Source organism: Steroidobacter sp. (genome assembly GCF_036402275.1).
Taxonomy (GTDB): Bacteria; Pseudomonadota; Gammaproteobacteria; order Steroidobacterales; family Steroidobacteraceae; genus Steroidobacter.
This window is the reverse complement of record NZ_DASWTF010000009.1, coordinates 24,593-49,484: the sequence shown is the minus strand read 5'-3', so window position 1 is coordinate 49,484 and position 24,892 is coordinate 24,593. Positions and strand designations below refer to the sequence as shown.

23 protein-coding genes are annotated in these 24,892 nt (G+C 61.8%); 16 read left to right on the top strand and 7 right to left on the bottom strand.

Features of this window, described 5'->3' with window-relative positions; genetic code table 11:
* The first annotated feature begins 140 nt into the window (after positions 1–140).
* Both VGD45_RS02840 and VGD45_RS02835 read left to right on the top strand, forming a co-directional pair.
* The gene (locus tag VGD45_RS02840) at positions 141–1,373 is read left to right on the top strand and encodes a pyridoxal phosphate-dependent aminotransferase (RefSeq protein WP_331153753.1); all 1,233 of its coding nucleotides are present in this window, start codon (positions 141–143) and stop codon (positions 1,371–1,373) included.
* Positions 1,370–2,365: an ornithine cyclodeaminase family protein gene (locus tag VGD45_RS02835; RefSeq protein WP_331153752.1), complete on the top strand. Its 996-nt coding sequence runs from the start codon at positions 1,370–1,372 to the stop codon at positions 2,363–2,365. Before VGD45_RS02840 ends, VGD45_RS02835 begins: the two co-directional genes overlap by 4 nt.
* Here VGD45_RS02835 and VGD45_RS02830 read toward each other — a convergent pair.
* The 3 genes from VGD45_RS02830 to bioA are packed head-to-tail and all read right to left on the bottom strand — an operon-like array spanning position 2,320 to position 5,425.
* Positions 2,320–3,027: a dethiobiotin synthase gene (locus tag VGD45_RS02830; RefSeq protein ID WP_331153751.1), complete on the bottom strand. Its 708-nt coding sequence runs from the start codon at positions 3,025–3,027 to the stop codon at positions 2,320–2,322. The two genes, VGD45_RS02835 and VGD45_RS02830, sit on opposite strands and share 46 nt — an antisense overlap.
* The gene (locus tag VGD45_RS02825; RefSeq protein WP_331153750.1) at positions 3,024–4,154 is read right to left on the bottom strand and encodes an 8-amino-7-oxononanoate synthase; all 1,131 of its coding nucleotides are present in this window, start codon (positions 4,152–4,154) and stop codon (positions 3,024–3,026) included. Before VGD45_RS02825 ends, VGD45_RS02830 begins: the two co-directional genes overlap by 4 nt.
* The gene (gene bioA / locus VGD45_RS02820; protein ID WP_331153749.1) at positions 4,151–5,425 is read right to left on the bottom strand and encodes an adenosylmethionine--8-amino-7-oxononanoate transaminase; all 1,275 of its coding nucleotides are present in this window, start codon (positions 5,423–5,425) and stop codon (positions 4,151–4,153) included. Before bioA ends, VGD45_RS02825 begins: the two co-directional genes overlap by 4 nt.
* 70 nt (positions 5,426–5,495) lie before the next feature.
* On the opposite strand from bioA, the gene VGD45_RS02815 reads away from it, so the two are divergent.
* Positions 5,496–6,047, top strand: coding sequence for a phosphoribosyltransferase (locus VGD45_RS02815; RefSeq protein ID WP_331153748.1), 552 nt, complete (start codon positions 5,496–5,498; stop codon positions 6,045–6,047).
* Here the strand turns inward: VGD45_RS02815 and VGD45_RS02810 are convergent.
* Together VGD45_RS02810 and VGD45_RS02805 are read right to left on the bottom strand one after the other, a co-directional pair.
* Positions 6,044–7,309 (bottom strand): M20/M25/M40 family metallo-hydrolase, encoded by a 1,266-nt coding sequence (locus VGD45_RS02810; RefSeq protein WP_331153747.1) that lies wholly within the window; start codon positions 7,307–7,309, stop codon positions 6,044–6,046. The genes VGD45_RS02815 and VGD45_RS02810 overlap by 4 nt on opposite strands.
* A 23-nt stretch (positions 7,310–7,332) precedes the next feature.
* Positions 7,333–8,004, bottom strand: coding sequence for a cyclase family protein (locus VGD45_RS02805; RefSeq protein WP_331153746.1), 672 nt, complete (start codon positions 8,002–8,004; stop codon positions 7,333–7,335).
* A gap of 184 nt (positions 8,005–8,188) precedes the next feature.
* On the opposite strand from VGD45_RS02805, the gene VGD45_RS02800 reads away from it, so the two are divergent.
* The 3 genes from VGD45_RS02800 to VGD45_RS02790 all read left to right on the top strand — a co-directional run bounded on the left by VGD45_RS02800 (position 8,189) and on the right by VGD45_RS02790 (position 10,519).
* Positions 8,189–8,431: a hypothetical protein gene (locus VGD45_RS02800; RefSeq protein ID WP_331153745.1), complete on the top strand. Its 243-nt coding sequence runs from the start codon at positions 8,189–8,191 to the stop codon at positions 8,429–8,431.
* Between the two features lie 186 nt (positions 8,432–8,617).
* The gene (locus tag VGD45_RS02795) at positions 8,618–9,616 is read left to right on the top strand and encodes a sulfate ABC transporter substrate-binding protein (protein ID WP_331153744.1); all 999 of its coding nucleotides are present in this window, start codon (positions 8,618–8,620) and stop codon (positions 9,614–9,616) included.
* A 69-nt stretch (positions 9,617–9,685) separates the two neighbouring features.
* Positions 9,686–10,519 carry an AraC family transcriptional regulator gene (locus tag VGD45_RS02790; protein ID WP_331153743.1) on the top strand — a complete coding sequence of 278 codons (834 nt, stop codon included), beginning with the start codon at positions 9,686–9,688 and terminating at the stop codon, positions 10,517–10,519.
* On the opposite strand, the gene VGD45_RS02785 is transcribed toward VGD45_RS02790, so the two are convergent.
* Positions 10,509–11,927: a mechanosensitive ion channel family protein gene (locus VGD45_RS02785; RefSeq protein WP_331153742.1), complete on the bottom strand. Its 1,419-nt coding sequence runs from the start codon at positions 11,925–11,927 to the stop codon at positions 10,509–10,511. The genes VGD45_RS02790 and VGD45_RS02785 overlap by 11 nt on opposite strands.
* A gap of 163 nt (positions 11,928–12,090) precedes the next feature.
* Here VGD45_RS02785 and VGD45_RS02780 point away from each other — a divergent pair, with 163 nt between their 5' ends.
* The 10 genes from VGD45_RS02780 to VGD45_RS02735 all read left to right on the top strand — a co-directional run bounded on the left by VGD45_RS02780 (position 12,091) and on the right by VGD45_RS02735 (position 23,853).
* A complete protein-coding gene (locus tag VGD45_RS02780; RefSeq protein WP_331153741.1) occupies positions 12,091–13,188 on the top strand; it encodes a flavodoxin family protein in 1,098 nt (365 codons plus the stop codon).
* A gap of 101 nt (positions 13,189–13,289) precedes the next feature.
* Entirely contained in the window at positions 13,290–14,063 is a 774-nt protein-coding gene (locus tag VGD45_RS02775; RefSeq protein ID WP_331153740.1) for an enoyl-CoA hydratase/isomerase family protein, read from the top strand.
* A 16-nt stretch (positions 14,064–14,079) separates the two neighbouring features.
* Positions 14,080–14,841 (top strand): coenzyme F420-0:L-glutamate ligase, encoded by a 762-nt coding sequence (cofE, locus tag VGD45_RS02770; RefSeq protein ID WP_331153739.1) that lies wholly within the window; start codon positions 14,080–14,082, stop codon positions 14,839–14,841.
* On the top strand, positions 14,838–15,779 hold the full coding sequence (gene cofD, locus VGD45_RS02765; RefSeq protein ID WP_331153738.1) for a 2-phospho-L-lactate transferase: 942 nt from the start codon (positions 14,838–14,840) through the stop codon (positions 15,777–15,779). Before cofE ends, cofD begins: the two co-directional genes overlap by 4 nt.
* Before the next feature lie 178 nt (positions 15,780–15,957).
* Complete coding sequence (locus tag VGD45_RS02760) at positions 15,958–16,275, top strand: 2Fe-2S iron-sulfur cluster-binding protein (RefSeq protein ID WP_331153737.1); 318 nt, start codon at positions 15,958–15,960, stop codon at positions 16,273–16,275.
* Between the two features lie 22 nt (positions 16,276–16,297).
* The gene (locus tag VGD45_RS02755) at positions 16,298–17,581 is read left to right on the top strand and encodes an NAD(P)/FAD-dependent oxidoreductase (protein WP_331153736.1); all 1,284 of its coding nucleotides are present in this window, start codon (positions 16,298–16,300) and stop codon (positions 17,579–17,581) included.
* Between the two features lie 135 nt (positions 17,582–17,716).
* Positions 17,717–18,874 carry a bifunctional 2-methylcitrate synthase/citrate synthase gene (prpC, locus tag VGD45_RS02750; protein ID WP_331153735.1) on the top strand — a complete coding sequence of 386 codons (1,158 nt, stop codon included), beginning with the start codon at positions 17,717–17,719 and terminating at the stop codon, positions 18,872–18,874.
* Positions 18,875–18,885: 11 nt separating this feature from the next.
* Positions 18,886–20,340: a bifunctional 2-methylcitrate dehydratase/aconitate hydratase gene (locus tag VGD45_RS02745; RefSeq protein WP_331153734.1), complete on the top strand. Its 1,455-nt coding sequence runs from the start codon at positions 18,886–18,888 to the stop codon at positions 20,338–20,340.
* A 173-nt stretch (positions 20,341–20,513) separates the two neighbouring features.
* Positions 20,514–21,434: an NYN domain-containing protein gene (locus VGD45_RS02740; RefSeq protein ID WP_331153733.1), complete on the top strand. Its 921-nt coding sequence runs from the start codon at positions 20,514–20,516 to the stop codon at positions 21,432–21,434.
* A 130-nt stretch (positions 21,435–21,564) separates the two neighbouring features.
* Positions 21,565–23,853 (top strand): TonB-dependent receptor, encoded by a 2,289-nt coding sequence (locus VGD45_RS02735; protein WP_331153732.1) that lies wholly within the window; start codon positions 21,565–21,567, stop codon positions 23,851–23,853.
* Here VGD45_RS02735 and VGD45_RS02730 read toward each other — a convergent pair.
* Entirely contained in the window at positions 23,826–24,833 is a 1,008-nt protein-coding gene (locus VGD45_RS02730) for a LysR substrate-binding domain-containing protein (RefSeq protein ID WP_331153731.1), read from the bottom strand. The genes VGD45_RS02735 and VGD45_RS02730 overlap by 28 nt on opposite strands.
* Positions 24,834–24,892 lie beyond the last annotated feature (59 nt).

The window sequence follows — 24,892 nt, the reverse complement described above, 5'->3', positions numbered from 1 at the left end:
CGGGCAGCGCATAGGTGGCAGCACGTCACACTGCCCCGTGCATGAACAATCCCTGGTGGAGGGCCTCGGTGGGAAAAAACGAAAAGAAATCTCCCGGGGTGAATCCGACAATGAACGAAGTCCCGCGTGGGAGATCTGTCTTGCAAGAGGAATCGGTGCGGCCGCCGGCCCCGCCATCGAGCGAACCAGCGCGTTCCAAGTCGGGGCGGCCGGCAACACGAGCCCCGGCGGACGACGTGTTCGCGAATCCGGATTATGTCGGCTGGTATCGCGAGCTGTCGGCGCTGCTGACCGCGGGCGAGAAGGGCCGGCTGCTGTTCGACAGCACCATCCTGGAGCCGACCGCGCAGTTATATTCACGGGCGCGTCAGGCGTTTGACGCTGGCCAACCCTCGCCATTCCGCAGCACCTTCGGTTGGGGCAGCCCGCTGCTCATCGCCGCGATCGCGAAGCGTTACGGCGTCGATGAGCGCAGCATCCTCACGACGACGGGTTGCACGGGCGCCATCTGGCACGTCTACACGGCGTATCTCAAGGCGGGCGCGCACGTCATCATCGAACGGCCTTATTTCGAATTGTTGCCACGCTTTGCCAAGAGCCGTGGCGCGAGCATCAGTTTCCTGCCGAGACTCGAGCCGGGCCATGGCGTCGACCTCGAGCAACTGGAGGCATTGATTCAGCCCAACACCGAGCTGATCGTGCTGACCAACGCACACAATCCCACTGGCGCCTATCTCGACGACGCCGCCCTTCGTGACATCGCCCGTGTCGCCAACAAACATGGCGTGGCGGTTCTGGTCGACGAGGTGTATGGCGACTTCGTGCCGAGTAACGTTCGCAGCGGGCCGGCGGCGCGCATCGACCCATGTTTCATCAGCGTCAGCAGCCTCACCAAGGTGTATGGCTTGCACGGTTTGAAGTGCGGCTGGCTGATCGCCGCTGACGACGTATTACAACGTTTGCGCCCGGTGTATGCCGAATTTGAAATCGGCTCCTCCAAAATCACTCATGGCATCGCGGCCCTGATCCTCGACGACATCGCGGAATTCGGAGCGCACTGGCGCTCGGTGTTGGCGCGCAATCGACCGTTGTTGGTCGAGACGGTGCGTCGGTTGCAGGCCGAAGGGCTGATGGCCGGAGCGGTTCCGGAGTATGGTTGCATGTATTTCCCGCGCCTGACGCAGGTCAAGGACACGCGGCGTTTTGCTTCCTGGATGTGGGAACGGTCACGATTGGGCCTGGCGCCCGGCGATTTCTTTGGCGCCCCCGGTCACATTCGCTTGGGATTCGGTCAATCTCATCAGGAGCTCGCCGCGGGCCTGGCGTTACTCGCGGACGGATTGCGCGAATACCGGGAACCTCCAGTTTCATGAGTCATACCACCTCGACGGAACTGCTAGTCATCAGCGGCGCCGATGTTCGGCGCTTGTTGTCCATGCGGGATTGCATTCCCGTCGTCGAGAGCGCCATGCGCGAAGTCTCGCGAGGCGGCGCGCAACTGCCATTGCGCATCGGCTGCATCCCGCCGGGAACTCAAAACATCATGGCGGTGATGCCTGGCTATCTCGACGAGCCAGCCAGCATGGGCGCGAAGGTCATTGCCGTTTATCCATCGAATGCGCAGCGCGGCCTGTCGTCGCACATGGGCGTGGTCGTTCTGTTCGATCCGCGTGAAGGCGTGCCGCTCGCAGTCATCGACGCTGCGTCGATCACTGGTATGCGTACGGCGGCTGCCACCGCAGTGGCCACCAAGGCGCTATCGTCGGAAGGCGCGGGCGATCTTGCGATCATCGGCACGGGCGAGCAGGCGGCTGCGCATCTGCATTCGATCAGCATCGTTCGTAAGCTGCGTTCGATTCGCGTCTGGGGCCGATCGGCAGACAAAGCACGCGCGTTCGCCGATCGCGAGGCACTTCCTGGGCAGCCGCGCATCGAAGTGTGCGAGACGATTCGCGATGCCGTGGCCGATGCCGATATCGTCTGCACGACGACGGGCTCGCGCGAGCCCATCCTCGAAGGCGCATGGATCGCTCGAGGTGCGCACGTGAATCTGGTTGGCGCAAGTTCGGCCGCCGCGCGCGAAGCCGACGACGCGTTAGTCTTGCGCAGCAGCTTCTTCGTCGACTTTCGCGGCTCGGCGCTGGCTCAAGCCGGCGAGCTGTTGGGGGCGATGGGCTCGAACGCCGCCAAACACATTCGGGGTGAGATCGGTGAAGTGCTCAATGGCAGCGTGCCGGGCCGCACCGCCGAAGATGAAGTCACCGTGTATAAATCGCTGGGCATCGCGGCACAGGATCTGGCCGCGGCCCATGCGATCTATCATCGCGCGCAGCAGTCCGGCCTTGGCGTGCGTGCTTTGCTCTGACCGGTGGTCGTCCTGCAAGACTCTTCGATGCTGAGGACCAGCGCGTGCACGTTGGTGATCACCGTGAGCTTGTCCTGCTCGATCAGCCAGCGCCGGTTCAATTCATGCAGCTCGTTGTTAGGATCGAAACGGTTCAAATAAACCACGGTCGGCATCTGGCCGACGGCCGCCAGCGTCAATCGCACTGAGTTGATGGTGCCGAGCTCGGCGTCGGCCACCAGCAAGATCTGATCCACTTCCAATCGCCGCAGCAGATCGATGCTGTCCCCGTCGCATGCGAGCGGCGAGCGCGCGCCGCCCGCTGTCTCCACGAATCCGATGTCGACATTCGCCGGCCACCGAAGCTCGCTGAGTATTTCCGACATCCACACCGGGCCGCGCCCCAGCGCGTTAGCCGCCATCGGCGGAGCCAGCGCTAACGGATACCAACGATGCGCGGGACAAATGTCTGCTACGTCTTCGCCGCTCGCGCCGGCGAGGCGGGCAGCGTCGGTATTGATATCGTCCGGCGCATACGACTGCACCGGTTTTCGTGCGGCTACTCGTGCACCGCGCAGCTTCAGCGTCGCCAAAAGCTGCGAGGTCACCCAGGTCTTTCCTACTTCCGTGTTCGTACCGATGACACCAATCAATAGGGAAGGTCTGGAAACAATCAGAGTCATGCGTGGAGCGGAGTCGAGTGAACGGAGTTGAGTTTAGCGAGCGCGCCTTGCAGCGAGCTGACCATGGTTTCGGTATGCGAGGCGGAGAGCGCGACGCGCAGCCGTGCCGTTCCCTTGGGAACGGTCGGTGGGCGAATCGCCGGCACATGGATGCCCATGGCTCTGAGCTCCGCGGCCGCAGCCAGCGCCGCGGCGTCTTCACCGAGGATCACCGGCACGATGGCCGACGGATGACCCGGACGAAGCCTGTCGATGAGAGAACGCAGCCTTGCTCGCAATTGGTCGCCTTCCTGGCTTTGAACGATTCGCACTGCCGCCAATGCGGCGGCCGTGTCGGCGGGTGACAGGCCCGTGGTGAAAATAAACGTCCTCGCGCGATTGACGAGTAACTCGATCAGGCGCCCGGACCCAGCCACGAACCCACCCAAGGAGCCTAGCGTCTTCGAAAGCGTGCCGACGTGCAAGACCTCCAGCCCGCGAATCGGCCGGAGTTTGGGGCCGAGCGCGGCGTGCGCTTCGTCGATCACGAGTAATGCTCCGTGCTCCACGCACAATTCCCCGAGCGCCGACAGCGGCGCGGTGTCGCCATCCATGGAGAACACCGATTCGGTGACCACGACTTTGCGACCTGGAGTTTGTCTAAGCAGGCTCTGCAGGTGCTCGAGATCCAAATGGCGATAGATCGCGGTGCGCGCCTTCGCCAGGCGGCAGCCGTCGATGATGGAAGCATGATTGAGCTCGTCGCTGAAAAGCGTCACATCCTGTTCGCCTAAAGTTGTTAGCGCGCCGAGGTTCGCCGAGTACCCGGACGAGAACACGAGTGCGCGCTCCGAAAGGTTCCATCCCGCGAGCTCGGATTCCAGTTCGACGTGCAGGCTGCGCGTGCCGACGACCAGACGGGAGGCCATCGCCCCCGTGCCGAAGCGCTCGATCGCCGAAATCGCGGCGAGCTTGACCTGCGGATGCGACGCCAGGCCCAGGTAATCGTTGGATGCGAACGAAATCAGCGCTCGATCGCCCACCTGGCCCAAGGGACCGTCGCCGTCGAACGGGATCGGCTCGCGATATCTGCTGATGGCGCGCAGGCCGGCGAGCTCGCGTTCGGCCCAGAGGTTCCAAGCGCTCATGTCGTCTCCTGGAGGGCTGCGGCCAGAGTGGCGACGATGCGCTCGATCTCCGCTGCGGTGATGGTGAGTGGCGGAACAATGGTGATCACGGGCCCCATGGAGCGCGAAAGAACGCCTCGCTTCACCATAGCTGCACCGGTTCGGCGCGCGAGCTTGGGGTCGTCGCTCGTATCTAACTCGACCGCGCCCATCAGTCCCGCGAGCCGAATTTGTTTAACGCGCTTGAACGGGCCGATCCGCGTCTCCAGCGCCACGCGCAATTGGCTGGAGCGCTCACGAACGTTGTCAAGGACGGGCAGAGACGTCATCAGCTGTAAATGCTTGAGGGCGACCGCGGCGGCGAGCGCATTACCGCCATAGGAGTGGCCGTGATACAGCGTCTTCTCGCTTAGATCAGGTCCGAGGAAGGCAGCGAACACTCGCTGGGACGCGACCGTTGCCGACATCGGCAGATAACCGCCGGTGATTCCCTTGCCGAGACACAGCAGGTCCGGGCGCAGTCCGCACTGTTCCGATGCGAACAAAGTGCCGGTCCGGCCGAAGCCCGTCGCGACCTCGTCGCAGATGAGCAGCACGCCAGTCTCGTGACACGCTTTGCCGAGCGCGGCGAAATCATCGGCGGGCGCGATCAACATGCCGGCCGCGCCTTGCACCAGCGGTTCGATGACCACAGCGGCGAGCTTGCGATGATGCTCACGAACCATCTCGGCAGCGGCGCGCAGGGCGCCGGGCTCGGAGAAGGAGGGGGCGCGGATCACCGGGAAGCGCAGTGGATCGAAGATCTGAGTACCGAAGCCGCCGCCGCCCAAAGAGAGCGAGCCGATGGTGTCGCCGTGATAACCATCGCCGAAGGCGAGATAGGTGGTGCGGCCCTGTTCGCCCTTGTTGGTCCAGTACTGAAACGCGATCTTCAGCGCCTGCTCGACGGCGGCCGCGCCGTCGGACGCAAACAATGTGTGTGCTCGATCGACGGGCACGACCCGCGCCAGCGCCTCTGCGAACTCGATGACGATGCGATTGCCGTTGCCGAGCATGGTGGAGTGAGCGACGCGATCGAGCTGGTCGCGCAGGGCCTGGTCGAGCTCGGGGACTCGATGACCGAGGGTCGTGACCCATAGCGACGAGATGGCGTCCAGGTAGCGGCGACCCTCGACGTCGATCAGCTCCCGGCCTTCGGCCCGCTCCACGATCACGGGGCTGTTCGCGCCGTAGCAGTCCATTTGAGTGAAGCCGTGCCACACGGCGGCGGCGTCGCGTTCGAGCCAGTTCATGCTGTCAACCTCGTCTACGAAAGCAGGTCGACAGTGTAAGCGAGTTCGGCGGACGATGTATGATCAGGCCATGGAAAAAACCTATATCTCGGCCGAATCCCTGCTGCGGGACTCGCTGGCGCTGGGCTTGCAGATCGTGCGCAGCGGCTTTCGCCCGTCGTTTCTGGTGGGCATTTGGCGTGGCGGGGCGCCGATAGGCATCTCTGTACAAGAGGTGCTGGAGTTCAACGGCATCGAGTGCGATCACATCTCGATTCGCACCTCGTCTTACACGGCGATGGATCGGCAGGCGAAAACCGTGCGCGTGCACGCGATCGACTATCTGGTGTCGAGGTTGACCTTCGAGGACCGGTTGCTGTTGATCGACGATGTGTTCGACTCAGGTCGCAGTCTCGAAGCCGTCGTCGCCGAGTTGCAGCGCCGTTGCCGCCGCAACATGCCCGAGCATGTGAGGATCGCGACGGTTTACTACAAACCCACCCGGAATAAGAGCTCGCTGCGGCCGGACTACTACGTTCGCGAGACGGATCAATGGTTGGTGTTCCCTCACGAGCTTCAGGGGCTGACTCGGGAAGAGATCCTTGCGAACAAGCCGGTCGGGGAAGACTTCTTCTTGTCTTAGTTTCCTCGCATTAGATCAGCGAGCGTCAGTGCGATTACAGCGGTGGCCTTTCTGAGGTCGTCGAGGCGCAGGCATTCGTCAGGCCCGTGCCCGTTGGCTTCTTGCAAGGTTCGCGGGCCAGCGCCGTAGAGGACGGTGGGAATGCCAGCAGTGGAGTAGTGTCTTGCGTCCGTGTACAGCGGCACGCCGTGCACGGGAATTGCGACGCCGAATTCTTCTTCGGCATGCGTGCGCAGCGAGATGATCATGCGAGCGGCGCCGGGGAGTTCGAGCAACGGTTCGGCGAGCAGGATGCGTTTGATGTCGACGGTGATGTCGGGGCGATGAGCGACGGCGTCTAAGATCAGCTCGCGCAAATGAGATTCGGCCGTCGCGCCTGATTCTTCCGGGATGATGCGACGGTCGAGGCGCAGCGTCACTTGATCGGGCACGACGTTGGTATTGATGCCGCCTTGAATGAGACCGACGTTGAGCGTCGCCGCCGTGATGCCAGGCACCTTGGAATGACGTCGCGACAGCTCATCGCGATATTCATATAAAACATTGAGGATATCCGTCGCCGCTTCCAGCGCATCCGCGCCCGAGGACGGTAGGGCCGCATGACCGGCTTTGCCGTTGACGACGATTTCCAGATGCAGACAACCGTTGTGCGCGCTCGTCACGGCATAAGAGAAGCCAGCGCAGATCGCGAGGTCCGGTTTGCTCAGCCGCTGTTCGAGCAGGCGTTTCGGGCCGACGTTGCCGCCCGTTTCTTCGTCATAGGTGAAGTGCAGCTCGACGACGCCGTTCAAAGGCACGCCTTGTTTTTGCAACTCGATCAATGCCAGCAAGGCCCACGTGTAAGTCGCGAAATCCGATTTGCTCACGGCGACGCCGCGGCCGAACATCACCAACCCGTGCTCCGGATCGTCGATTATCTCCGCGCCGTAAGGGTCGCGCGTCCAGCCGTTTCCAGGTGGGACGACGTCCCCATGCGCGTTGAGTGCGATGGTCGGTCCGCCGTGACCGAAGCGCCGGCGCACGATGAGATTCGTCGCCGAGATCATGCCAGCTGCTTTCGCGGTGGCTGCAGGTACTACATCTGTTTCGACCTCCAGATCGAGCAGACTTTCCAGCAGCTCATGCGCCCGTTCAGCCGCGGAGGAGCAATCGCCGGGAGGATTGTCGCTGGGCACGCGCACCAGCTCGGCGAGAAATTCCACTTGCCGGATGAACTCGCGCTCCAGGAAGGCATGCAAAATGGCGCGGGCGGTTGCGGACATTCGGTCGATCCCTGGCGAAAGGCTTATGGTTTCAACACCGCATAGGCGCGCACCGGAAACGTGCCCATTCCCTTGATCTTTGGCGGCACGGCCGAGAAGCGAAACCCTGAATCGGGCAACTGTTCCAGCCCACGCATGTGCTCGACGATGGGAATGCCAGCGCCGAGCAGCACTGTATGAACGGGGCGGTGGCCGTCGTCCGTGTTGTCGATGTTATAGGAATCGATGCCCACCAGGGTCACGCCGCGATCGCGCAGGTATTCGGCGGCGTCGCTGGTGAGGAACGGATGCCCCTCGAAATATCGATCCGTCCGCCAATGCATCGCCCAGTTTGTATGAACGAGCACGGCCTTGCCCGCCACGTCCACCGTTTCGAACGCAGCTCGTGAGATGGCGCGCGACGATCTGTTCAGTTGCCGAACGACGACACCTTCGACTTCGGTGATGGACTCCAGTGGCAGGCCGGACAGATCGAAACCGGCTTCGAAACGATGAAACGGCGTATCGATGTAAGTGCCGGTGTTGGAGACCAGCGTGATCTTGCCGATCTGAAATTCCGTGCCTTCTGCATAGGTCTGTCTGGATTGGGCCCGACTGATGTGATCGCAGATCACCGGCGCAGGCAGGCCTTTATAAGTCAGCATGCCGTCTTCGATGACGTGACTCAGCTCGATCAAGCGTGTGCTCTGCTGCATCGTTGCGACGACTGGCGTGTGTGTGATGCAGGCATTATAAAGATCGCGAGACGGTCGACGCAGTGGACGTCATTGACGAAACATTGACATTCATTATCAATGCACACCGTTTTGGAACCATCGGTGAGGTTGACCGCTTAGTAGGGGACCCGAATCCATCGGACACTCTGTGGAGGATGAAGACATGCGTGCCTACGCTTTGCTTGCCGTGTCAGCTCTGTTGCTCGCGGCCGGTTGCGCTAAAAAGGATGACAGTGCGGACATGACCACGCCGCCGGCCGATACCGCGCCGACGACGCCAGCGCCGGCTGAACCGGCTCCGAGCCCGACTCCGTCGGATACGCCGCCGGATACGACGACGCCGCCGACGGACACCACTACGCCGCCGCCCGATCAGGGCACTACGCCGCCTCCGCCGGCGCAGTAATCTTTCGACCCGAGTTGGTTCGATCGCGGAGCAAAGGGGCGGCGTCACAGTGACGCCGCCTCGATTTCTAAAACAATCCCGCCGAAGTCTCATAACCGCCGATAACGTCCTTATCACCGCGACGTTACTGACACGCCCCATGGGCGCCTGCAGAATCGCTGCTCCTGAAACTATCGCGCGGCGTGTATGAAGATTCGTCCCTGGTGGGTTCTGCTCGGCTTGTTGCTCGCTCCGGCGGCGTTCTCGCAGGAGCTGCTCAACGCGTCATACGACGTGGCGCGTGAATTGTTCGACGATATCAATCCGGCGTTTATCGCCGAGTACAACAAGACGTCCCAGCAGAAGGTGAAGATTCGCCAGTCGCACGGCGGCTCTTCCAAGCAGGCACGAGCGGTTGCGGATGGACTGCCCGCCGACGTGGTGACGTTCAATCAGGTCACCGACATCCAGTTACTGCATACCCGAGGACTGGTCGGCGCCGACTGGCGTCAACGTCTGCCCAACAATTCCTCGCCGTTCTATTCCTTGCCGGTGCTGTTGGTGCGCCAGGGCAATCCCAAGCAGGTGAAGGACTGGTCCGATCTCGCCCGGCCCGGCATTCAAGTGGTGTTTCCCAACCCGAAGACGTCGGGGAACGGTCGTTACACCTATCTCGCCGCGTATGCATACGCGCTGGCGCAGAACAAAGGCGACGCCGCGAAGGCGAAAGATTTCGTTTCCAGGGTGCTCGCGAACGTGCCGGTGTTCGATACTGGCGGACGCGGCGCTTCGACCACGTTCATCGAACGCGGCATCGGCGATGTTCTTGTGACGTTCGAAAGTGAGATCACGGCCATCCGTCGCGAATACGGCAAGAGCAACCTGCAGGAAGTCGTTCCTTCGATGAGCCTGCGCGCCGACTTCCCCGTCGCGGTGGTGGACAAAGTGGTGGATCGCAAGGGCACTCGCGCCGCCGCCACCGCTTACCTGCGTTATCTGTATAGCCCGGCAGGACAGGAGATCATCGCCAGGCACTACAACCGGGTTCACGATGCCAATGTCGCGAAGAAGTACGCCGCACAGTTCCCGCCGGTGAAACTAGTCACCGTCGAGGAGGTTTTCGGGGGGTGGGACGCGGTGATGAAAACCCATTTCGCCGACCGCGGCATTCTCGATCAAGCCCTGGTGAACGCGCCGGCGCGCTGACCGCAAGACCGATCAAACGCGCGCGGGTGGCAGGCACGAGAATGGCGTCGTGCCTCGTGAGCATCCGTCATGAATCCAATCAACAGCGCGCTTTGGTATATCGAAAGCCATCTGACGACTGACCTGTCGCTCGAAACCATCGCCGCGCAGGTCAAAGTCTCACCGTATTACCTGACGCGCGCCTTCCATCACCTGTCGGGCCTGCCCATCATGCGTTACGTGCGCGGCCGCCGTTTGAGCATGGCCGCGCGCTTGCTGGCGGATGGTGCGCCCGATGTGCTGTCGGTTGCATTGGCGGCGGGCTATGGCTCTCACGAGGCATTCACGCGAGCGTTTCGCGACCAGTTCGGGCTCACTCCCGAGGCGGTGCGCGGACAACGCCACATCGACAATCTTGCCATCGTGGAGCCTATCGCCATGACTCATCAGCAACTCACCGAGCTCGAGCCGCCGCGTTTCGAACAGGGCAAGGCGCTGCTCATCGCCGGCGTCGCCGCGCGCTACAAATGCGACAACAAGGCGGGCATCCCGTCGCAGTGGGAACGTTTGATGAGCTACTTCGGACACATTCCCGATCAAGTCGGTAACGTCGCGTACGGGGTGGTGCACAACGTGGACGATGCCGGCAACATGGAGTATCTGTGCGGCGTGCAGGTGCGGGATTTCAGTCGCACTCCGCAAGAGCTCGCCCCGCTGCGTATTCCGCCGCAACGTTACGCCATCTTCAAACACCGCGAGCACGTGTCCACCATCAGCGGCACGTTCGCCGCGATCTGGGGCAAGTGGCTGCCCGAGTCCGGCCACGAAGTGGTCGATGCGCCCACGCTCGAGGTCTACGGCCCCGAGTTCGATTCGCGAACCGGGCAGGGCGGGTTCGAAGTGTGGCTGCCGATCAAGAGTTGACGGTGGCGTGTTGGTCTCGACGCTCGGCGCGATACGCCGGTGCGTCGAGCGCCTTTCCGCCAGCGTCGCGTGTGAGGGTTGCGCGGATTTGCGGGAGGCTGTCCGGATGCTGTTTCTGCAGAAACGCGATGAGCTTTTCGCGGATCTCACAACGCAAGTCGAATGACTGACCTGCGTCCGGTGAGCTGACGATCACGCGCACTTCGACGGTGTGTTGTTTGGTGTCGGTGACCTGCAATGCAGACACTTTCCGGTCCCAGAGCGGCGAGGCATCCAGAATCCGCTGCAACTCGGCGCGCAGCGGCTGCAGCGGCACGTTGTAATCGAGATAAAGAAACACCGAGCCGATCACTTCGGCGGTGGTGCGCGTCCAGTTCTGGAATGGCTTTTCGATGAAATACGAGATCGGCAGCACCAGCCGCCGCCAGTCCCAGATGCAGACCACCACGTAGGTCAGCGTGATTTCTTCGATGCGGCCCCATTCGCCTTCGACGATCACCACGTCGTCGATCCGGATCGGCTGAGTCAACGCAATCTGCACGCCCGCCAGCAGCGTCGCGATACTTTTCTGCGCGGCGAAGCCGAGGATGATGCCGGCGACGCCGGCCGAGGCGATGATGGCCGTGCCGAAGTGACGGACCGAATCGAACACCATCAGCATGGAAGCGATCGCGATCAATGCGAGCACGGATGTGACGATTTTTCGAAGCATCGTCACCTGCGTATAGATCTCGCGAGCCCGGCGATTGTCACTCACCTTCAGCTGCTGTTTCTGCAATATCAGCGAGGTGCCGACCTGAATCAATTGCAGGCCGATGTAGGCCAGCGTCGCGATGATCAGGATGCTGATCGACCGTTGCACGATCAGCTCAGTCCGGGGCGACACGGCCAGTGCGGGCGCGCCGAGCAGGATCGCCATCAAAGGCAGCACCCAGCGCACGGCGCGGCCGGCGAAGGGCACCAGGATCACGCTCCAATTGTTATCGCGACGGACCGCGATCTTGCGCAGAGCCTCGTCTATCGTGACGCCGATGCGAATCATCAACCACGTGATCGCGGCCAGGTTACCGATGCCCTGAAACCACTTCAGCGTGGCCAGCATGTCGATAGAGAATCGATATTCCTCGAGGTCGGCCACTAACGTCGCGGCCACGAAATGCAGGCCGTTGATCCAGATCAGTACCGCAAGTGGACGAATACACCGAGTAGCGCCTCGCCAGATCCAGCGACGGATCGCGGCCTGCGTGCCGTCTTCCAGCGGCATGTGCGTCTTTACCTCGCGTGCCGCTTTGTACTTGATACACCAGCTCAGAATTACATGCGCCAGCGCCAGGCCGAGGAGTGCGAGTCCGACTGTGGTGATCGTCGCTCCGTCGAGACTGGCGAAGGCCGCGCTCAGCTCTTGCATGAGGTCTCCGTCATAAAGCAAATGCGCGGACCAGGGTGCGCCGCGCATCCCTGATTAACCACGCACGCGCCGCAAAGTTCGAAGGAACACCGCTATTTATGTCCGCGTTGCTTCAGCAATCCCCGAAATTCCGTCGTGCGTAGCCCGACGCCCCCGAGTCACAGTGCCCACGAATCGAGACAAACGCTCCATTCACGTGCCCGAGCCGCGCAAGCTCGGAGTGTCGGCGCAGGTCGACAAACAAACGTTCCTGACGCGTTTTCACGAGCGCTTCTACGATCCCGCGTTCGACGGATCGAGAGCGCAGATCGATGCGCTCGCGGAGATCGCCTGGCAAGCGTACGAGGAGGGCCGCAAAGCGCCTCGCACGCGTGCCGCAGGTCCCGAGTTCGCGAACCCGGAATATCAGCTTTCCGAACAGTGGCTGCAGGCCCGAGAAGAGATTCGCAAGGCGCAGAAACTACACGAAGACCCTAGCCGGCCACCGCGTGTATTAATCATCAGCGGCGCGGCACGCCACGAGCAAACATGTCCCGGTGAAGTGTCGAAGTCCTATCGATTGTGTCAGCTCGCCGAGCAGACGCTGGTGGCGGAGCATGCGGATGTCGATCTGCTCGATCTCGGCCATCTAGCGGCCGAGTACGGGCGCGTGATTTATCCCTGCAAGGCGTGCGTGGCCACGGCAATGCCGCTGTGTCACTGGCCGTGCTCGTGCTATCCGAATCATTCGTTGGGCCAGGTCAACGACTGGATGAACGAAATCTATCCGCGCTGGGTCGCGGCACATGGCGTGATGATCGTGTCGCCGGTGTATTGGTACCAGGCGCCGGCGGCGTTGAAGTTGATGATAGATCGCCTGGTCTGCGCCGACGGCGGCAATCCCGATCCCACGCGCACCGACGGCAAGAACGCGAAGAAGGCCAAGGCCATCGAGCTGGAAGGTTGGGATTATCCACGTCATCTGAAGGGACGTGCGTTCTCGGTGATCGTCCACGGCGACACGGTCGGCGCCGAGACATTACGTCGCAATCTCCACGACTGGCTGTGTGACATGCAGCTCGTGCCCGCCGGCGGCGACGCCAACATCGACCGCTACATTGGCTACTACGAACCCTATGCCACCAGCCACGAAGCGCTGGACCGGGACGAAGCCATTCAGCAGGAAGTTCGCAATGCGGCTCGTCACTTGCTGGCGACGGTGGGTCGGCTGCGAAGAGGCGATCTGCGCGAGAGCGTGCCGCCGAGTGCTCGTCCGAAATAGCCCGCTGTCGTATAAGGTCATTGTCAGTCGGCCCACACCATTGCGTGCGGGGCCTCTTCGGGCCATCCTGCCGAGTCAGTGGTTCGCGGGGGAGATTCTCAATGACCGATGTGCAGTATGAAGAGCGGGGACGGATTGCCATCGTCACCCTCAACCGAGCGGACGCGCTGAACACTTTCACGCACGAGATGCGCGTCGGCATCATCGATGCTTTCAAGAAACTTGCTGCCGCGGATCATGTTCGCGCCGTCGTGCTCACCGGTGCGGGCAGGGGCTTCAGCGCGGGCGCGGACCTCAACGGCCTGCCGCCGTCCGGCGTCGAAGTCGCCGGCCTGCTGGAAAAAGAATTCGGCCCGGGCATCCTGGCCATCGCCGAACTGCCCAAGCCCGTGATCGCCGCGGTGAATGGTTTTGCCAGCGGCATCGGCGCGGGCTACGCGCTGGCGAGCGATATGCTTCTGATGGGCGAGAAAGCATTTTTACAGTTGCCGTTCGCAAAGATCGGGCTGGTGCCCGATGGCGGCCTGACCTGGCAATTCGCCGCACGAGTCGGTGCGCGACTGGCTTTCGAGCTGGCGCTGAGCGGTGAGCGAATTCCGGCGGCGCGTTGTGTCGAGCTGGGACTTGCAAACAAAGTCGTTGCCGACGCCGAGTTGCTCAACGAGGCTTGCGCGCTCGCCGAGAAATTGGCCGATGCCGCGCCGCTGGCAGTTGCTGGCACGAAGCGCCTGCTTCGGACCGTCCCGTCCATGGAACTGGGCGAGGCTATTCTCGCGGAGGGCGCAATTCAGAAAGACTGCATCGACAGCGAAGACTTCCGCGAAGGCGTGAAGGCGTTTTTCGAGAAGCGTCCGCCTAAGTTCACGGGGCGCTGATCCAGACACACTGCGTGTGAAATCGGTTGCCTTCACTGCCTTGCCTGGATTGCCGGAGATCGCGGCAGGCGCCGATCTCCCGCAGCTCATCGCTGCTGCCGTCGAGCGCGCCGGGCTTACGCCGGCGCCGTTCGATGTGGTCGTGGTCGCGCAGAAAATCGTTTCCAAAGCCGAAGGCTGCGTGGTCGACCTTCGCACCGTCACGCCGTCACCGCGCGGTCTAGAGCTGGCTGCTACGACCCGCAAGGACCCGCGCCTTGTAGAGGTTGTTCTGTCAGAGTCTCAGGAAGTTCTGCGGGCCGTGCCCAACGTGCTCATCGTTCGGCATCGGCTGGGTTATGTGATGGCGAATGCCGGCGTCGATCGGTCCAATGTGCCCGCGGCCGATCAGGATCGGGTGCTGCTTCTGCCCGAGGACCCCGACGCGTCCGCCGCTCGTCTGCGTCACGAGCTCATGACCCGCTGGCAAGTCCCCGTGGCGGTGCTGATTAGCGACAGTTTTGGCCGCGCCTGGCGTCACGGCGTGGTCAATGTGGCGCTCGGCGTCGCCGGCCTGCCATCCATTCTGGACCGCCGAGGCGAATATGACCGGGAAGGTCGCGCGCTGGAAATGACGGAGGTCGCTTTGGCCGACGCCATTGCCGCCGGCGCCGCGTTGGTCATGGGTGAGGCAAATGAGGGAACCCCAGTGGTGATCGCACGAGGATTGGAGTGGACGGCGTCGGAACGGAATGGGGCGGCGCTGCTGCGACCCATGGAACAGGACCTGTTCCGATGACGCAGGTAGTGGCGCTTTCAGGAGGCATCGGCGGAGCGAAGCTCGCGTTCGGCTTGCAACATATCCTGCCGCCCGGCGACCTCACCGTCGCCGTCAACACAGGCGACGATTTCGAGCACCTGGGTCTGTCGATCTCGCCGGACATCGACACGGTGATCTACACACTGAGCGGGATGTCGAACCCGGAACTGGGCTGGGGCCGCGCCGGCGACAGCTGGAACTTCATGGCGGAAATCGAGCGGCTGGGCGGCGAGAACTGGTTCCGACTCGGCGACAAGGATCTGGCGGTCCACATCGAGCGCACGCGCCGGCTGAATGCTGGCGAAAAGCTGTCGGGCGTCACGGCCGACCACGCGCGTCACTTCGGCGTTCTGGGCCGGGTGGTGCCAATGTCGAACGACCTGGTGCGCACAATGTTGATCACCGACGAAGGCACGCTGGATTTTCAGCACTATTTCGTGGCGCGCCGCTGCGAGCCGGTCGTGAAAGGCATCGCTTATGCGGGCGCAGCCGACGCGCGGCTGCCGGCGTTGTTGCAGGAAGACCTGCAAGATCCGTCGTTACAAGCTATTGTCATCTGCCCGTCGAATCCCTGGCTGAGCATCGCGCCCATCCTGGAAATTCCGGCGTGGCGGGAGGCGTTGCTCGAAGCGACCGCGCCGGTGATCGCAGTATCACCACTGGTCAACGGCCAGGCCGTGAAAGGGCCCACGACCAAGATCATGAGCGAGCTGCAGATGGAGCTTTCCTCGGCTTCGATCGCGAGGTTCTACGAAGGCATCATCGACGGGTTCGTGATAGACAAGTCCGAGGCGCACGTGGCGCCCGAGATCGGCGTGGCCACGCACGTGACCGCGACGCTCATGAAAACGCCTGCGGACAAGCAGCGACTGGCTCGCGAGGTGCTGGAATTCGCCAGGTCATTCGGCAGGTTGTGACCTTCGGGGGCGGCCGTTCACCTATCGAACGGCTGGTCTGGCCACTGACGCGCGTGCGGAAATTCGCGGCGGTGGGGTGTGCGCGATGCGCAGTCTGGGTCACAATGGCGCGCTTGGTCGCGAGCCCCGCGACACCATTAAATAGACAGCCTGGCACAGAGTCGGTTGGAGCAATTGAATGAGTATTCGTTTGAACGTGGTGGACCGCAACGGCGGCGAGCACGAGGTGGAGACGGCGCCGGAAGGCTCCTTGATGGAAACACTGCGCGAGCTGGACTACGGTGTCGCAGCCATTTGCGGCGGCATGTGTTCCTGCGCCACTTGTCACGTGTACATCGCTCCGGAATGGCTCGACAAGTTGCCGGCGCGGCAGAGCGACGAAGGGGATCTGCTCGCCGAGTTGCAATTCCGTCAGGACAACTCGCGTCTGTCGTGCCAGGTGCAATTGAAGCCGGAATATAACGGGCTGCGCCTGACGCTCGCCCCGGAAGAATGATCGCGCAGTAGAACTATCGCTCATGTCCACCGATACGCACACCGAAGATCACGTTTACGTCGTCGGCGCGGGTCATGCCGGCGGCGAGCTCGCGTTCGCGCTCCGTCAGCAAGGCTATACCGGACCGCTGACGGTCATCGGCGAAGAGGCGCATCTGCCGTATCAACGACCGCCGCTGTCCAAAGCGTATTTGAAAGGCGAGTGCGAAGCGCCGTCGCTATACTTGCGACAACAGGCCGCTTACGAAAAAGCAAACATCGGTTTGTTACTCAGCCGCCGTGTGGAGCGCATCGATCGGGCGGGCAAGAAGCTGGTGTTCGACGATGGGCGCGAGGTGAAGTATTCGAAGCTCGCGCTGGCGACTGGCGGGCGCGCGCGTCGCATGACCATCAACGATGCGGCTCGCGCCGAGCGCACCAAGAACTTCCATTACCTGCGCAGCATCGACGACGTGATGGCGATTCGCTCGCGCTTCGAAGCGGGGCAGCGCCTGGTGATCGTGGGCGGCGGTTACATTGGATTGGAAGTCGCGGCTTCAGCCATCGCGCGTGATTTGAATGTCACGGTGCTCGAAGCGCTGCCGCGCGTGTTGGCTCGTGTGACGGCGCCGCAGATGTCTGCGTTTTATGAGCAGGTGCATCGGAACGCCGGCGTCGATCTGCGCACCAACGTCGAAGTGACCGGGCTGGAATTCAATGCGGCGGGTGACGCCGTCACCGCAGTTCACTGCACTGGTGGCGTCGTGATTCAGGCGGACCTCGTGGTGGTCGGCATCGGTTTGTTACCGAACACCGAGGTGGCTCAGGCCGCCGGGCTGGACGTGGATAACGGCATCGTGGTCAACGAGCATGCCGTGACATCCGATCCGCATATCGTCGCCGCCGGCGATTGCACCAATCACCCCAGCCTATTCTGCGGTCGGCGCATACGTCTGGAATCGGTGCCGAATGCGGTTGAGCAGGCGCGCGTGGCTGCTGCGTACCTGGCTGGCAAGCCGCGCGTGTACGACTCGGTGCCGTGGTTCTGGTCTGACCAGTACGATTTGAAGTTGCAAATGACGGGGCTGTCGCAGGGCTACGATCAGTTCGTGCTGCGCGGCTCGATGGAAAACAAGTCGTTTGCCGCCTTCTATTTGAAAGAGGGCCGGCTGATCGCCTGCGACGCCGTCAATCGTGCGCAGGAGTTCATGATCGCCAAGCGCATGGTCGCCGCCTGCAAGCCGTTCGATCCGGCCGCGCTCGCCGATGAAACGGTGCCGCTGAAGACGCTGGCTCCGCCCGTGCAGGCCGCCACCGCTCCCGCCTGACAGCGCTGCCGTGCGGCGCCGGCTTCGGCACAGCCCCATAGTGTGTGGCCCTGATATAAAGTGGGCCTGATATCAAGTGGTATGGACGCCTGATATCAGGCGTCACTCATTCCGCGGAAACTCAGGGGGTACGCGATGACCGAAGCAAGCTCGACCGCCGGCTTCAAGCCGAAAAAATCCGTCGCACTGTCCGGCGTGACCGCTGGCAACACCGCGCTGTGCACGGTCGGCCGCAGCGGCAACGATCTGCATTATCGCGGCTATGACATCCTGGATGTCGCCAAGAGTTGCGAGTTCGAGGAAATCGCCTACCTGCTGATTCACGGCAAGCTGCCGAATCGCGCCGAACTGGCCGGTTATAAGGCCAAGCTCGCGCGCCTGCGCGGCCTGCCTGCGGCGGTGAAATCGGTATTGGAAGAATTGCCAGCCGCGGCGCATCCGATGGATGTGATGCGTACTGGTGTTTCCACGCTTGGTTGCGTGTTACCGGAACCCGAGCATCACGCCGCCTCATCCGCTCGTGACATCGCCGATCGTTTGATCGCGAGCCTCGGCTCGATGCTCACATACTGGTATCACTACAGCCATCGCGGCCGTCGTATCGACGTGGAAACGGAGGACGACTCCATCGGCGGCCACTTCCTGCACCTGTTGCATCAGGAGACCCCGTCGCGTGAGTGGGTGCATGCGATGCATACATCGCTCATCTTGTATGCCGAGCATGAGTTCAATGCGTCTACGTTCACCGGGCGCGTTATCGCTGGCACGGGATCGGATATGTACTCCGCGATCACAGGCGCGATCGGCGCGCTGCGTGGGCCCAAGCACGGCGGGGCGAACGAAGTCGCATTCGAAATCCAGCAGCGCTATGACTCGCCCGATCAGGCGGATGAGGACATTCGCAAGCGGGTGGCGAACAAGGAAGTGATCATTGGCTTCGGACATCCGGTCTATACGATTTCGGATCCGCGCAATGAAGTCATCAAGGATGTGGCGCGCCAGCTCGCGCAGGACGCGGGCGACACCAAGATGTTCGACATCGCCGCGCGCCTGGAAAAGGTGATGAAAGAGGTCAAGAACATGTTTCCGAATCTCGACTGGTACTCCGCCGTGTCCTATCACCTGATGGGAGTGCCGACGGCGATGTTCACGCCGCTGTTCGTGATCGCGCGCACCACGGGATGGGCGGCCCACGTGATCGAGCAGCGCGAGGACGGCAAGATCATCCGTCCGAGCGCCAATTACATCGGGCCGGAGAATCTCGAGTTCGTGCCTTTGGATCAACGGAAATAAGTTCTAACGTCATGTCTCTCCACGACATCAAATCCGCCGAGCGCCCCGCGCCTGACGATGTTCTGACCGCTATCGCCGATTACGCGCTGTCGTACCAGGTGAGCAGCGAGGCTGCTTACGAGACGGCGTATTACTGTTTGATGGATACGTTGGCGTGCGGGTTTCAAGCGCTGCAGTACCCGGCCTGCACGAAGTTGCTTGGGCCGGTGGTGGCGGGGGCGGTGATGCCGGGTGGCTCGCGAGTGCCGGGCACGAGCTTCGAGCTCGACCCAGTGCAAGCTGCGTTCAACATCGGCGCCATGGTTCGTTGGCTCGACTTCAACGACACGTGGCTGGCGGCGGAGTGGGGACATCCTTCGGACAATCTCGGCGCTCTGCTGGCGGTTGCGGATTACATGTCCCGGCGGAATGCGGCCCAGGGGAAGAGTTCGTTCAAGGTGCGAGACCTGCTGACTTTCATGATCAAGGCGCACGAGATTCAGGGTGTCGCGGCGCTGGAGAACAGCTTCAATCGCGTCGGCCTGGATCATGTGTTGTTGGTGCGCGTTGCGTCGACCGCGGTCGCGACTGTGATGCTCGGTGGGACGCGAGAGCAGGTCATCAATGCGATTTCCAATGCGTGGATCGATGGCGGCGCGCTGCGAACTTATCGCCACGCGCCGAACACAGGCTCACGCAAGAGTTGGGCGGCTGGCGATGCGACCAGCCGCGCTGTGCGTCACGCGTTGATGGCGATTGCGGGGGAAATGGGTTATCCCTCGGCGATCACAGCGCCGACGTGGGGTTTCCAGGATGTATTGATGAAAGGCAAACCGCTGTCGTTCCCGCAGCCGTTCGGCAGCTATGTCATGGAGAACATCCTGTTCAAGATTTCCTTCCCCGCGGAGTTTCATGGTCAGACGGCGGTGGAGGCGGCGATGAAGCTGCATCCGCAGGTGAAGCGTCATCTCGATGACATCGAACGAATCGTGATCGAGACGCAGGAGTCGGGCGTGCGCATCATCGACAAGACCGGCCCGCTCGCCAACCCCGCGGATCGCGATCACTGCATTCAGTACATGGTCGCTGTGCCGCTGATCTTTGGACGGCTGCAGGCGTCAGACTATGAACACGCCGTCGCCAGCGATCCGCGCATCGACGCTCTACGAGAGAAAATGGTCGTCAGCGAGAACGCCACGTTCACCGAGGAGTATTACGCGCCCGATAAACGGCACATCGGCAACGCGATCCAGGTGTTCTTCAAGGACGGCACTCGAACCGAACGCGTTCAAATCGACGTCCCCCTCGGCCACCGCAAACGCCGCGCCGAAGGCATGCCCGTTCTCGTGCAGAAGTTCGAAGCGTCTCTCGCCGCCCACTTCTCAGCCAAGCAGTGCGAAGCCATCAAGGCAACGTTCGCTGACCGGAGCAAGCTGGAGAAGATGGCCGTGCACGAGTTCGTCGCGGGGATCGTGAAGAATCACTGACGGCGCAAGGAACCTACTGACGTGAGACGCCTCAATTGACGGTAGCGTTGGTGTTGTGATCCAATCTCTGCAACCTCCCGGCCTGCCAATCCGACAAGAACGGAAAAGCGACCGGGCGCAAAAGCCGCCGCGAGGCGGTTTTTGCACATCTGGGCCAGAGAAAGCCTACGCGGATGCAGCAAGGCACCGAAGAACAAAACGCGCTTAGAACGCGGGTCTATATCGACGGTTATAACCTGTACTACGGTTGTCTCAAGCGCTCGCTCGATAAGTGGCTCGACCCTCGGGCGCTCGTCGAATCCATCCTTCCTGGCATTCTTTACCAGCAGAATGGCGAGCCTATTCGCTATCGTTTTCAAACGCCCGCCGTCAAGTACTTCACCGCGCCGATTCTGGAAGCATTTGCAACCTCCAATGATTCGATGGCGTGTCAGAGTCACTATCACGCTGCCCTGCAAGGTCAACTTCAGGGAGAGCTTCAAATCATCAAGGGTTATCACGATGCGAGGCCCGCCCGCGCTCACCAGTGGGAAGAAGGGAAAGTTGCGCGAGAGTGCCCCAAGATCGACATCTGGAAGCTCGAAGAAAAGCAGTCCGACGTGGCGCTTGCATTGCACGCCTATAGCGACGCCATACGGGAGGAAGTCGATCAGATCGTCGTTCTGACAAACGACAGCGATTTCGTGCCAGCGATGCGTATGCTCCGTGAGCATACATCTGCGATCGTTGGCTTGATTGCACCGGTCAGGGATGGCCGCGGCGCTGTCAACACTGAGATCGAAAAGTATGCCCACTGGACGCGGAAACATATCCGCGACGAGGAATTCGCCCGTAGCCAGCTGCCACACATGGTCCGCTCCAAGAACGGCGCCATCCACAAGCCCATCACTTGGTACCCTCGGCCGGATCTGCTCATGCCTGTTTATGAAGAGGCGAAACGCGTGAAGCGCAGTGCCGGCGCCGCCAGGAAGTGGCTGAATCAACCCTGCGTTCACCTGAGAAATCGAATACCGATCGACATGTGCTCCGAAGACGGATCCGCGCAGGAGCTACGAGCGTACATGAATCGCTACGCCAAAGAATTTGGTGTATGAGGCAGGCGATTCATTGCAATTTGATGACGCCAGGTTGCATTGCTTGCAACGCGAGTAGCGCTCTGTGCGCTCGCCTGTCGTGATGGGCTGATCGAAGCTTGGTGGATCCTGGCAAGTTCGAGAAGCATTCATGCGTTCATTTAGTCCCTCCCTGAGTCGCTCTCTCTGCGCAGCGGTCTCCGTGGTGTTGGGCACGGCTGCATCTGCGCAGGACGCTGAGTTGGAACTGGCGGAAGTGGTGGTCGTGGGTAGTCGTGGGACGCCGAGGTTGGTGACGGAGGCTGCGTCGCCGATTGATTTGATCGACGGGGAACAGCTGCGGGCGACGGGGTTCAACGATCTGAGTAAGGCGCTGCAGTTCCTCGCGCCTTCGGTGAACTTCCCGCGTTCGGCGACGGCGCCATCGGCAGCAAACACGCGAGGAGTGACCTTGCGCGGATTGAGCCCGGATCAAGTGCTCGTGCTGGTCGACGGCAAGCGTCGGCACGCGTCGTCGGTGTTGAATTTCAACAACGTGGTGGGTCGCGGGACCGTGCCAGTGGATTTGAACACCATTCCACTGTCTGCGGTCGAACGAGTGGAAATCCTCCGCGACGGCGCGGCCGCGCAGTACGGGTCGGATGCGATCGCTGGCGTTGTGAACATCGTTTTGCGTGGCGAAGGATCGCAATCGTTTACGTCGGTTCAAGGCGGCGCCACCGAGAATGGCGATGGCGAAACCGCCATCGTTGCCGCGGGTACGAGCTTCGATGTGGGCGAGGGCGGCGTAACGGTCACCGCCGAATCGCGATATCGAGATTTCACCAACAGCGCGGGGATCGACGGTCGCGTCGGCCGCATCACCAATCGTCAGGGCGACCCGGAATCTCTCGATCTGGGAATGGTCGTCAATGCGCGCTTGCCGGTCGGCGACAACGATCTATACGGCAACCTCATCGTGTCACGGCGCGATTCGGAAAGCGCCGCTCAGTATCGCGCTCCTAACGTATCGCCGCTGTACCCCAACGGTTTCCTGCCATTGATCGATCTAGACATGCTGGATATGGCCGCCACAGTAGGTTGGTCCCGTCCGCTGTCAGCGTGGACGCTGGATATCAGCAACACCTTCGGCAGTAACCGCGCAGATTTCAAAGTGAGCGACAGTGTGAACACATCGTTGGGCGCGGCGAGCCCGACATCGTTTGACGCCGGCGGTACGCGATATCAACAGAACGTGCTGGGCGTGACGCTGACGAGACCGCTCGATGTGCTGTCCGGCGCGAACCTGGCGTTCGGTCTCGAAAGCCGATACGAAGCATTCAAGATCGAGAATGGCGAACAGGCTTCGCTCGTCGGCGCGGGGGCGCAAGGATTCCCGGGCTTCAACCCGACAAGCCCCATTGACGAGAGCCGCAGCGCCTGGAGCGCCTTCGTCGACGCCGAGTTCCATCTGACGCCAGCGGTCACGGTCGGCGCGGCGGCTCGCTATGAAGACTACGACGACTTCGGCGACGAAGTGACGGGCAAGTTGTCCGCGATGTTCAAGCCAACATCCGTCATCGCTTTTCGCGCCACGGGCAGCACCGGCTTTCGGGCCCCGTCTTTGCAGCAACAATATTTCAGCACTGTCAGCAGCCAGTCCAGCGGCGGCGTGCTGGTAAACGTCGGCACGTTCGCAGTCGACGATCCGGTATCCCGCGCCCTGGGCGCGCAGTCGTTGCAGGCGGAAACATCCGAGCATGTGAGCGCCGGCATCGTGCTGACGCCGATGGAAGGCGTTACACTTTCTCTCGATGCCTTCCGCATCGATATCGAAGACCGCATTATTCTGAGCGAATCGTTGAGTGGCGCAGCAGTCACCGCGATTCTGCAGCAGGCAGGCATCACGAACGCAAGCCAGGTGAGGTTCTTCACCAACGCCGCCGACACGCAGACGGAAGGTTACGAGCTCACGGCCGCTTGGCAAGGAACTTGGTTCGACTCCGTGCGCAGCGCGCTGACGTTGGGCTACATGTCTGCGGATACGAAGCTGGAACGCGTGAAGACCAACCCGGTCATTCCTTCCGTTCCACTGCTGGGTCTGGCTTCCATCGATCTACTGACCGAGGCGCAGCCAGAGGACAAACTCACATTCAGTTCGATGCAGTCATGGGGCGCATGGCAGTTGCGTGTCGACGTGGCCCGGTTCGGCGAGTACCGCAACGTGCCTGTCGTAGCAGAACAGGTGTACGGCGCGGTCACCACCGTCGATCTCGGCGTCGACTACGAGATCACACCGTCGCTGCGATTGAGTGTGGGGGTAGTGAACCTGAACGACGAGTACCCCGACAAGATCGCTCAGCGCGCTTTGTTACAAGGCGGCAGTCTGCAATATTCGGAAGCAGGCGGTCTGGGCAGCGACGGGCGTGAATACTACGCGCGCCTGTGGGCAGGATTCTGAGCCACGCGCGTAGAGGGAAGATGCACCGGCGGAACATTTGCGTGTTCCAAACCGCCGGCGCGGGCAACCGCGTCGGCGAAGTGCTGCTGCGAGCGGGCGATCTCGCCGTGCAGCCAACGCGAAAACCGTCGCATGTCGGTCCGTCGGCTGATGGCTTCGCTGGCATAGACCATCGAGTACCAGTAATCGATGGGCTGTTTCAGCGAGAAGCAGGCCTGCAGCCGGCCATCGTCAAAATACTTCTCCATGAACAGCGGCAGGCCGAGCGTCACACCGAGACCCGCGGCCGCCGCCTCGTACATCATCAGTAATGTTTCATGACAAGTGAAGGACCACGAGCCCGTGGCGTCGAGTCCGGCGGCCGATAGCCACGTGTACCAGAGGCGGGGAGCATGTTCCTCACAAAGCACATGATGCCCAACAAGCTCCTGCGGATGACGAGGCGGCGTTCGGCCTCTCAACAATGTCGGCGCAGCGACCACCGTGGCCTCCAGCTCGATCAAACGATCCTGCGGAAAGCCGTGCGGCTCGTTCGGGCCGATAGCGATGACCGCATCCACTTTCCCGGCCCGCAGTTCGTCCAGACCGCGGCCGATGGTGACTTCCACTTCGATGTCCGGATTGAGCGCCATGAAGGTCGCGGTCCGTTGCAACAGCCAACTGATCGCAAACGAATGCGGCGCGCGAATGCGAAGAACGCCGGCGGGTTGCTCGCCGCGAAAATCGAGCGTGGCGCGAAACAACGCGTCCATCGCCGGCTCGATGGCTTGTAGATATTGCTGCCCGGCCGGAGTCAGCCGCGCGCTCGACTGGCTACGATCGAACAAGGGCGCGTGCAGGAACTCTTCGAGATTGCGTATGCGCCGCGAGAACGCGGACGGGCTGAGCGCCAGCTTGTCGGCGGCCGCGCGAAAACTGCCGGTGCGGGCGGCGGCGACAAAGGCTTCGATGAATTCCAGCGGTGGAGCTTTTCTGCGCAAGGGAGGGGGCCAGACAGCGAAGCCACCTAGCATCGAGCCCTTGTGTTGCAATTGGATGA

Excerpts from the sequence above, each read along its gene's own strand:
- VGD45_RS02760 (WP_331153737.1), top strand. The coding sequence starts at position 15,958 with ATGAGTATTCGTTTGAACGTGGTGGACCGCAACGGCGGCGAGCACGAG.
- VGD45_RS02790 (WP_331153743.1), top strand. The coding sequence starts at position 9,686 with ATGAATCCAATCAACAGCGCGCTTTGGTATATCGAAAGCCATCTGACG.
- VGD45_RS02775 (WP_331153740.1), top strand. The coding sequence starts at position 13,290 with ATGACCGATGTGCAGTATGAAGAGCGGGGACGGATTGCCATCGTCACC.
- prpC (WP_331153735.1), top strand. The coding sequence starts at position 17,717 with ATGACCGAAGCAAGCTCGACCGCCGGCTTCAAGCCGAAAAAATCCGTC.
- VGD45_RS02805 (WP_331153746.1), bottom strand. The coding sequence starts at position 8,004 with ATGCAGCAGAGCACACGCTTGATCGAGCTGAGTCACGTCATCGAAGAC.
- VGD45_RS02785 (WP_331153742.1), bottom strand. The coding sequence starts at position 11,927 with ATGCAAGAGCTGAGCGCGGCCTTCGCCAGTCTCGACGGAGCGACGATC.
- VGD45_RS02825 (WP_331153750.1), bottom strand. The coding sequence starts at position 4,154 with ATGAGCGCTTGGAACCTCTGGGCCGAACGCGAGCTCGCCGGCCTGCGC.
- VGD45_RS02735 (WP_331153732.1), top strand. The coding sequence starts at position 21,565 with ATGCGTTCATTTAGTCCCTCCCTGAGTCGCTCTCTCTGCGCAGCGGTC.
- VGD45_RS02795 (WP_331153744.1), top strand. The coding sequence starts at position 8,618 with ATGAAGATTCGTCCCTGGTGGGTTCTGCTCGGCTTGTTGCTCGCTCCG.
- VGD45_RS02830 (WP_331153751.1), bottom strand. The coding sequence starts at position 3,027 with ATGACTCTGATTGTTTCCAGACCTTCCCTATTGATTGGTGTCATCGGT.
- VGD45_RS02835 (WP_331153752.1), top strand. The coding sequence starts at position 1,370 with ATGAGTCATACCACCTCGACGGAACTGCTAGTCATCAGCGGCGCCGAT.
- VGD45_RS02800 (WP_331153745.1), top strand. The coding sequence starts at position 8,189 with ATGCGTGCCTACGCTTTGCTTGCCGTGTCAGCTCTGTTGCTCGCGGCC.
- bioA (WP_331153749.1), bottom strand. The coding sequence starts at position 5,425 with ATGAACTGGCTCGAACGCGACGCCGCCGCCGTGTGGCACGGCTTCACT.
- VGD45_RS02755 (WP_331153736.1), top strand. The coding sequence starts at position 16,298 with ATGTCCACCGATACGCACACCGAAGATCACGTTTACGTCGTCGGCGCG.
- cofD (WP_331153738.1), top strand. The coding sequence starts at position 14,838 with ATGACGCAGGTAGTGGCGCTTTCAGGAGGCATCGGCGGAGCGAAGCTC.
- VGD45_RS02740 (WP_331153733.1), top strand. The coding sequence starts at position 20,514 with ATGCAGCAAGGCACCGAAGAACAAAACGCGCTTAGAACGCGGGTCTAT.
- VGD45_RS02810 (WP_331153747.1), bottom strand. The coding sequence starts at position 7,309 with ATGTCCGCAACCGCCCGCGCCATTTTGCATGCCTTCCTGGAGCGCGAG.
- VGD45_RS02745 (WP_331153734.1), top strand. The coding sequence starts at position 18,886 with ATGTCTCTCCACGACATCAAATCCGCCGAGCGCCCCGCGCCTGACGAT.
- VGD45_RS02815 (WP_331153748.1), top strand. The coding sequence starts at position 5,496 with ATGGAAAAAACCTATATCTCGGCCGAATCCCTGCTGCGGGACTCGCTG.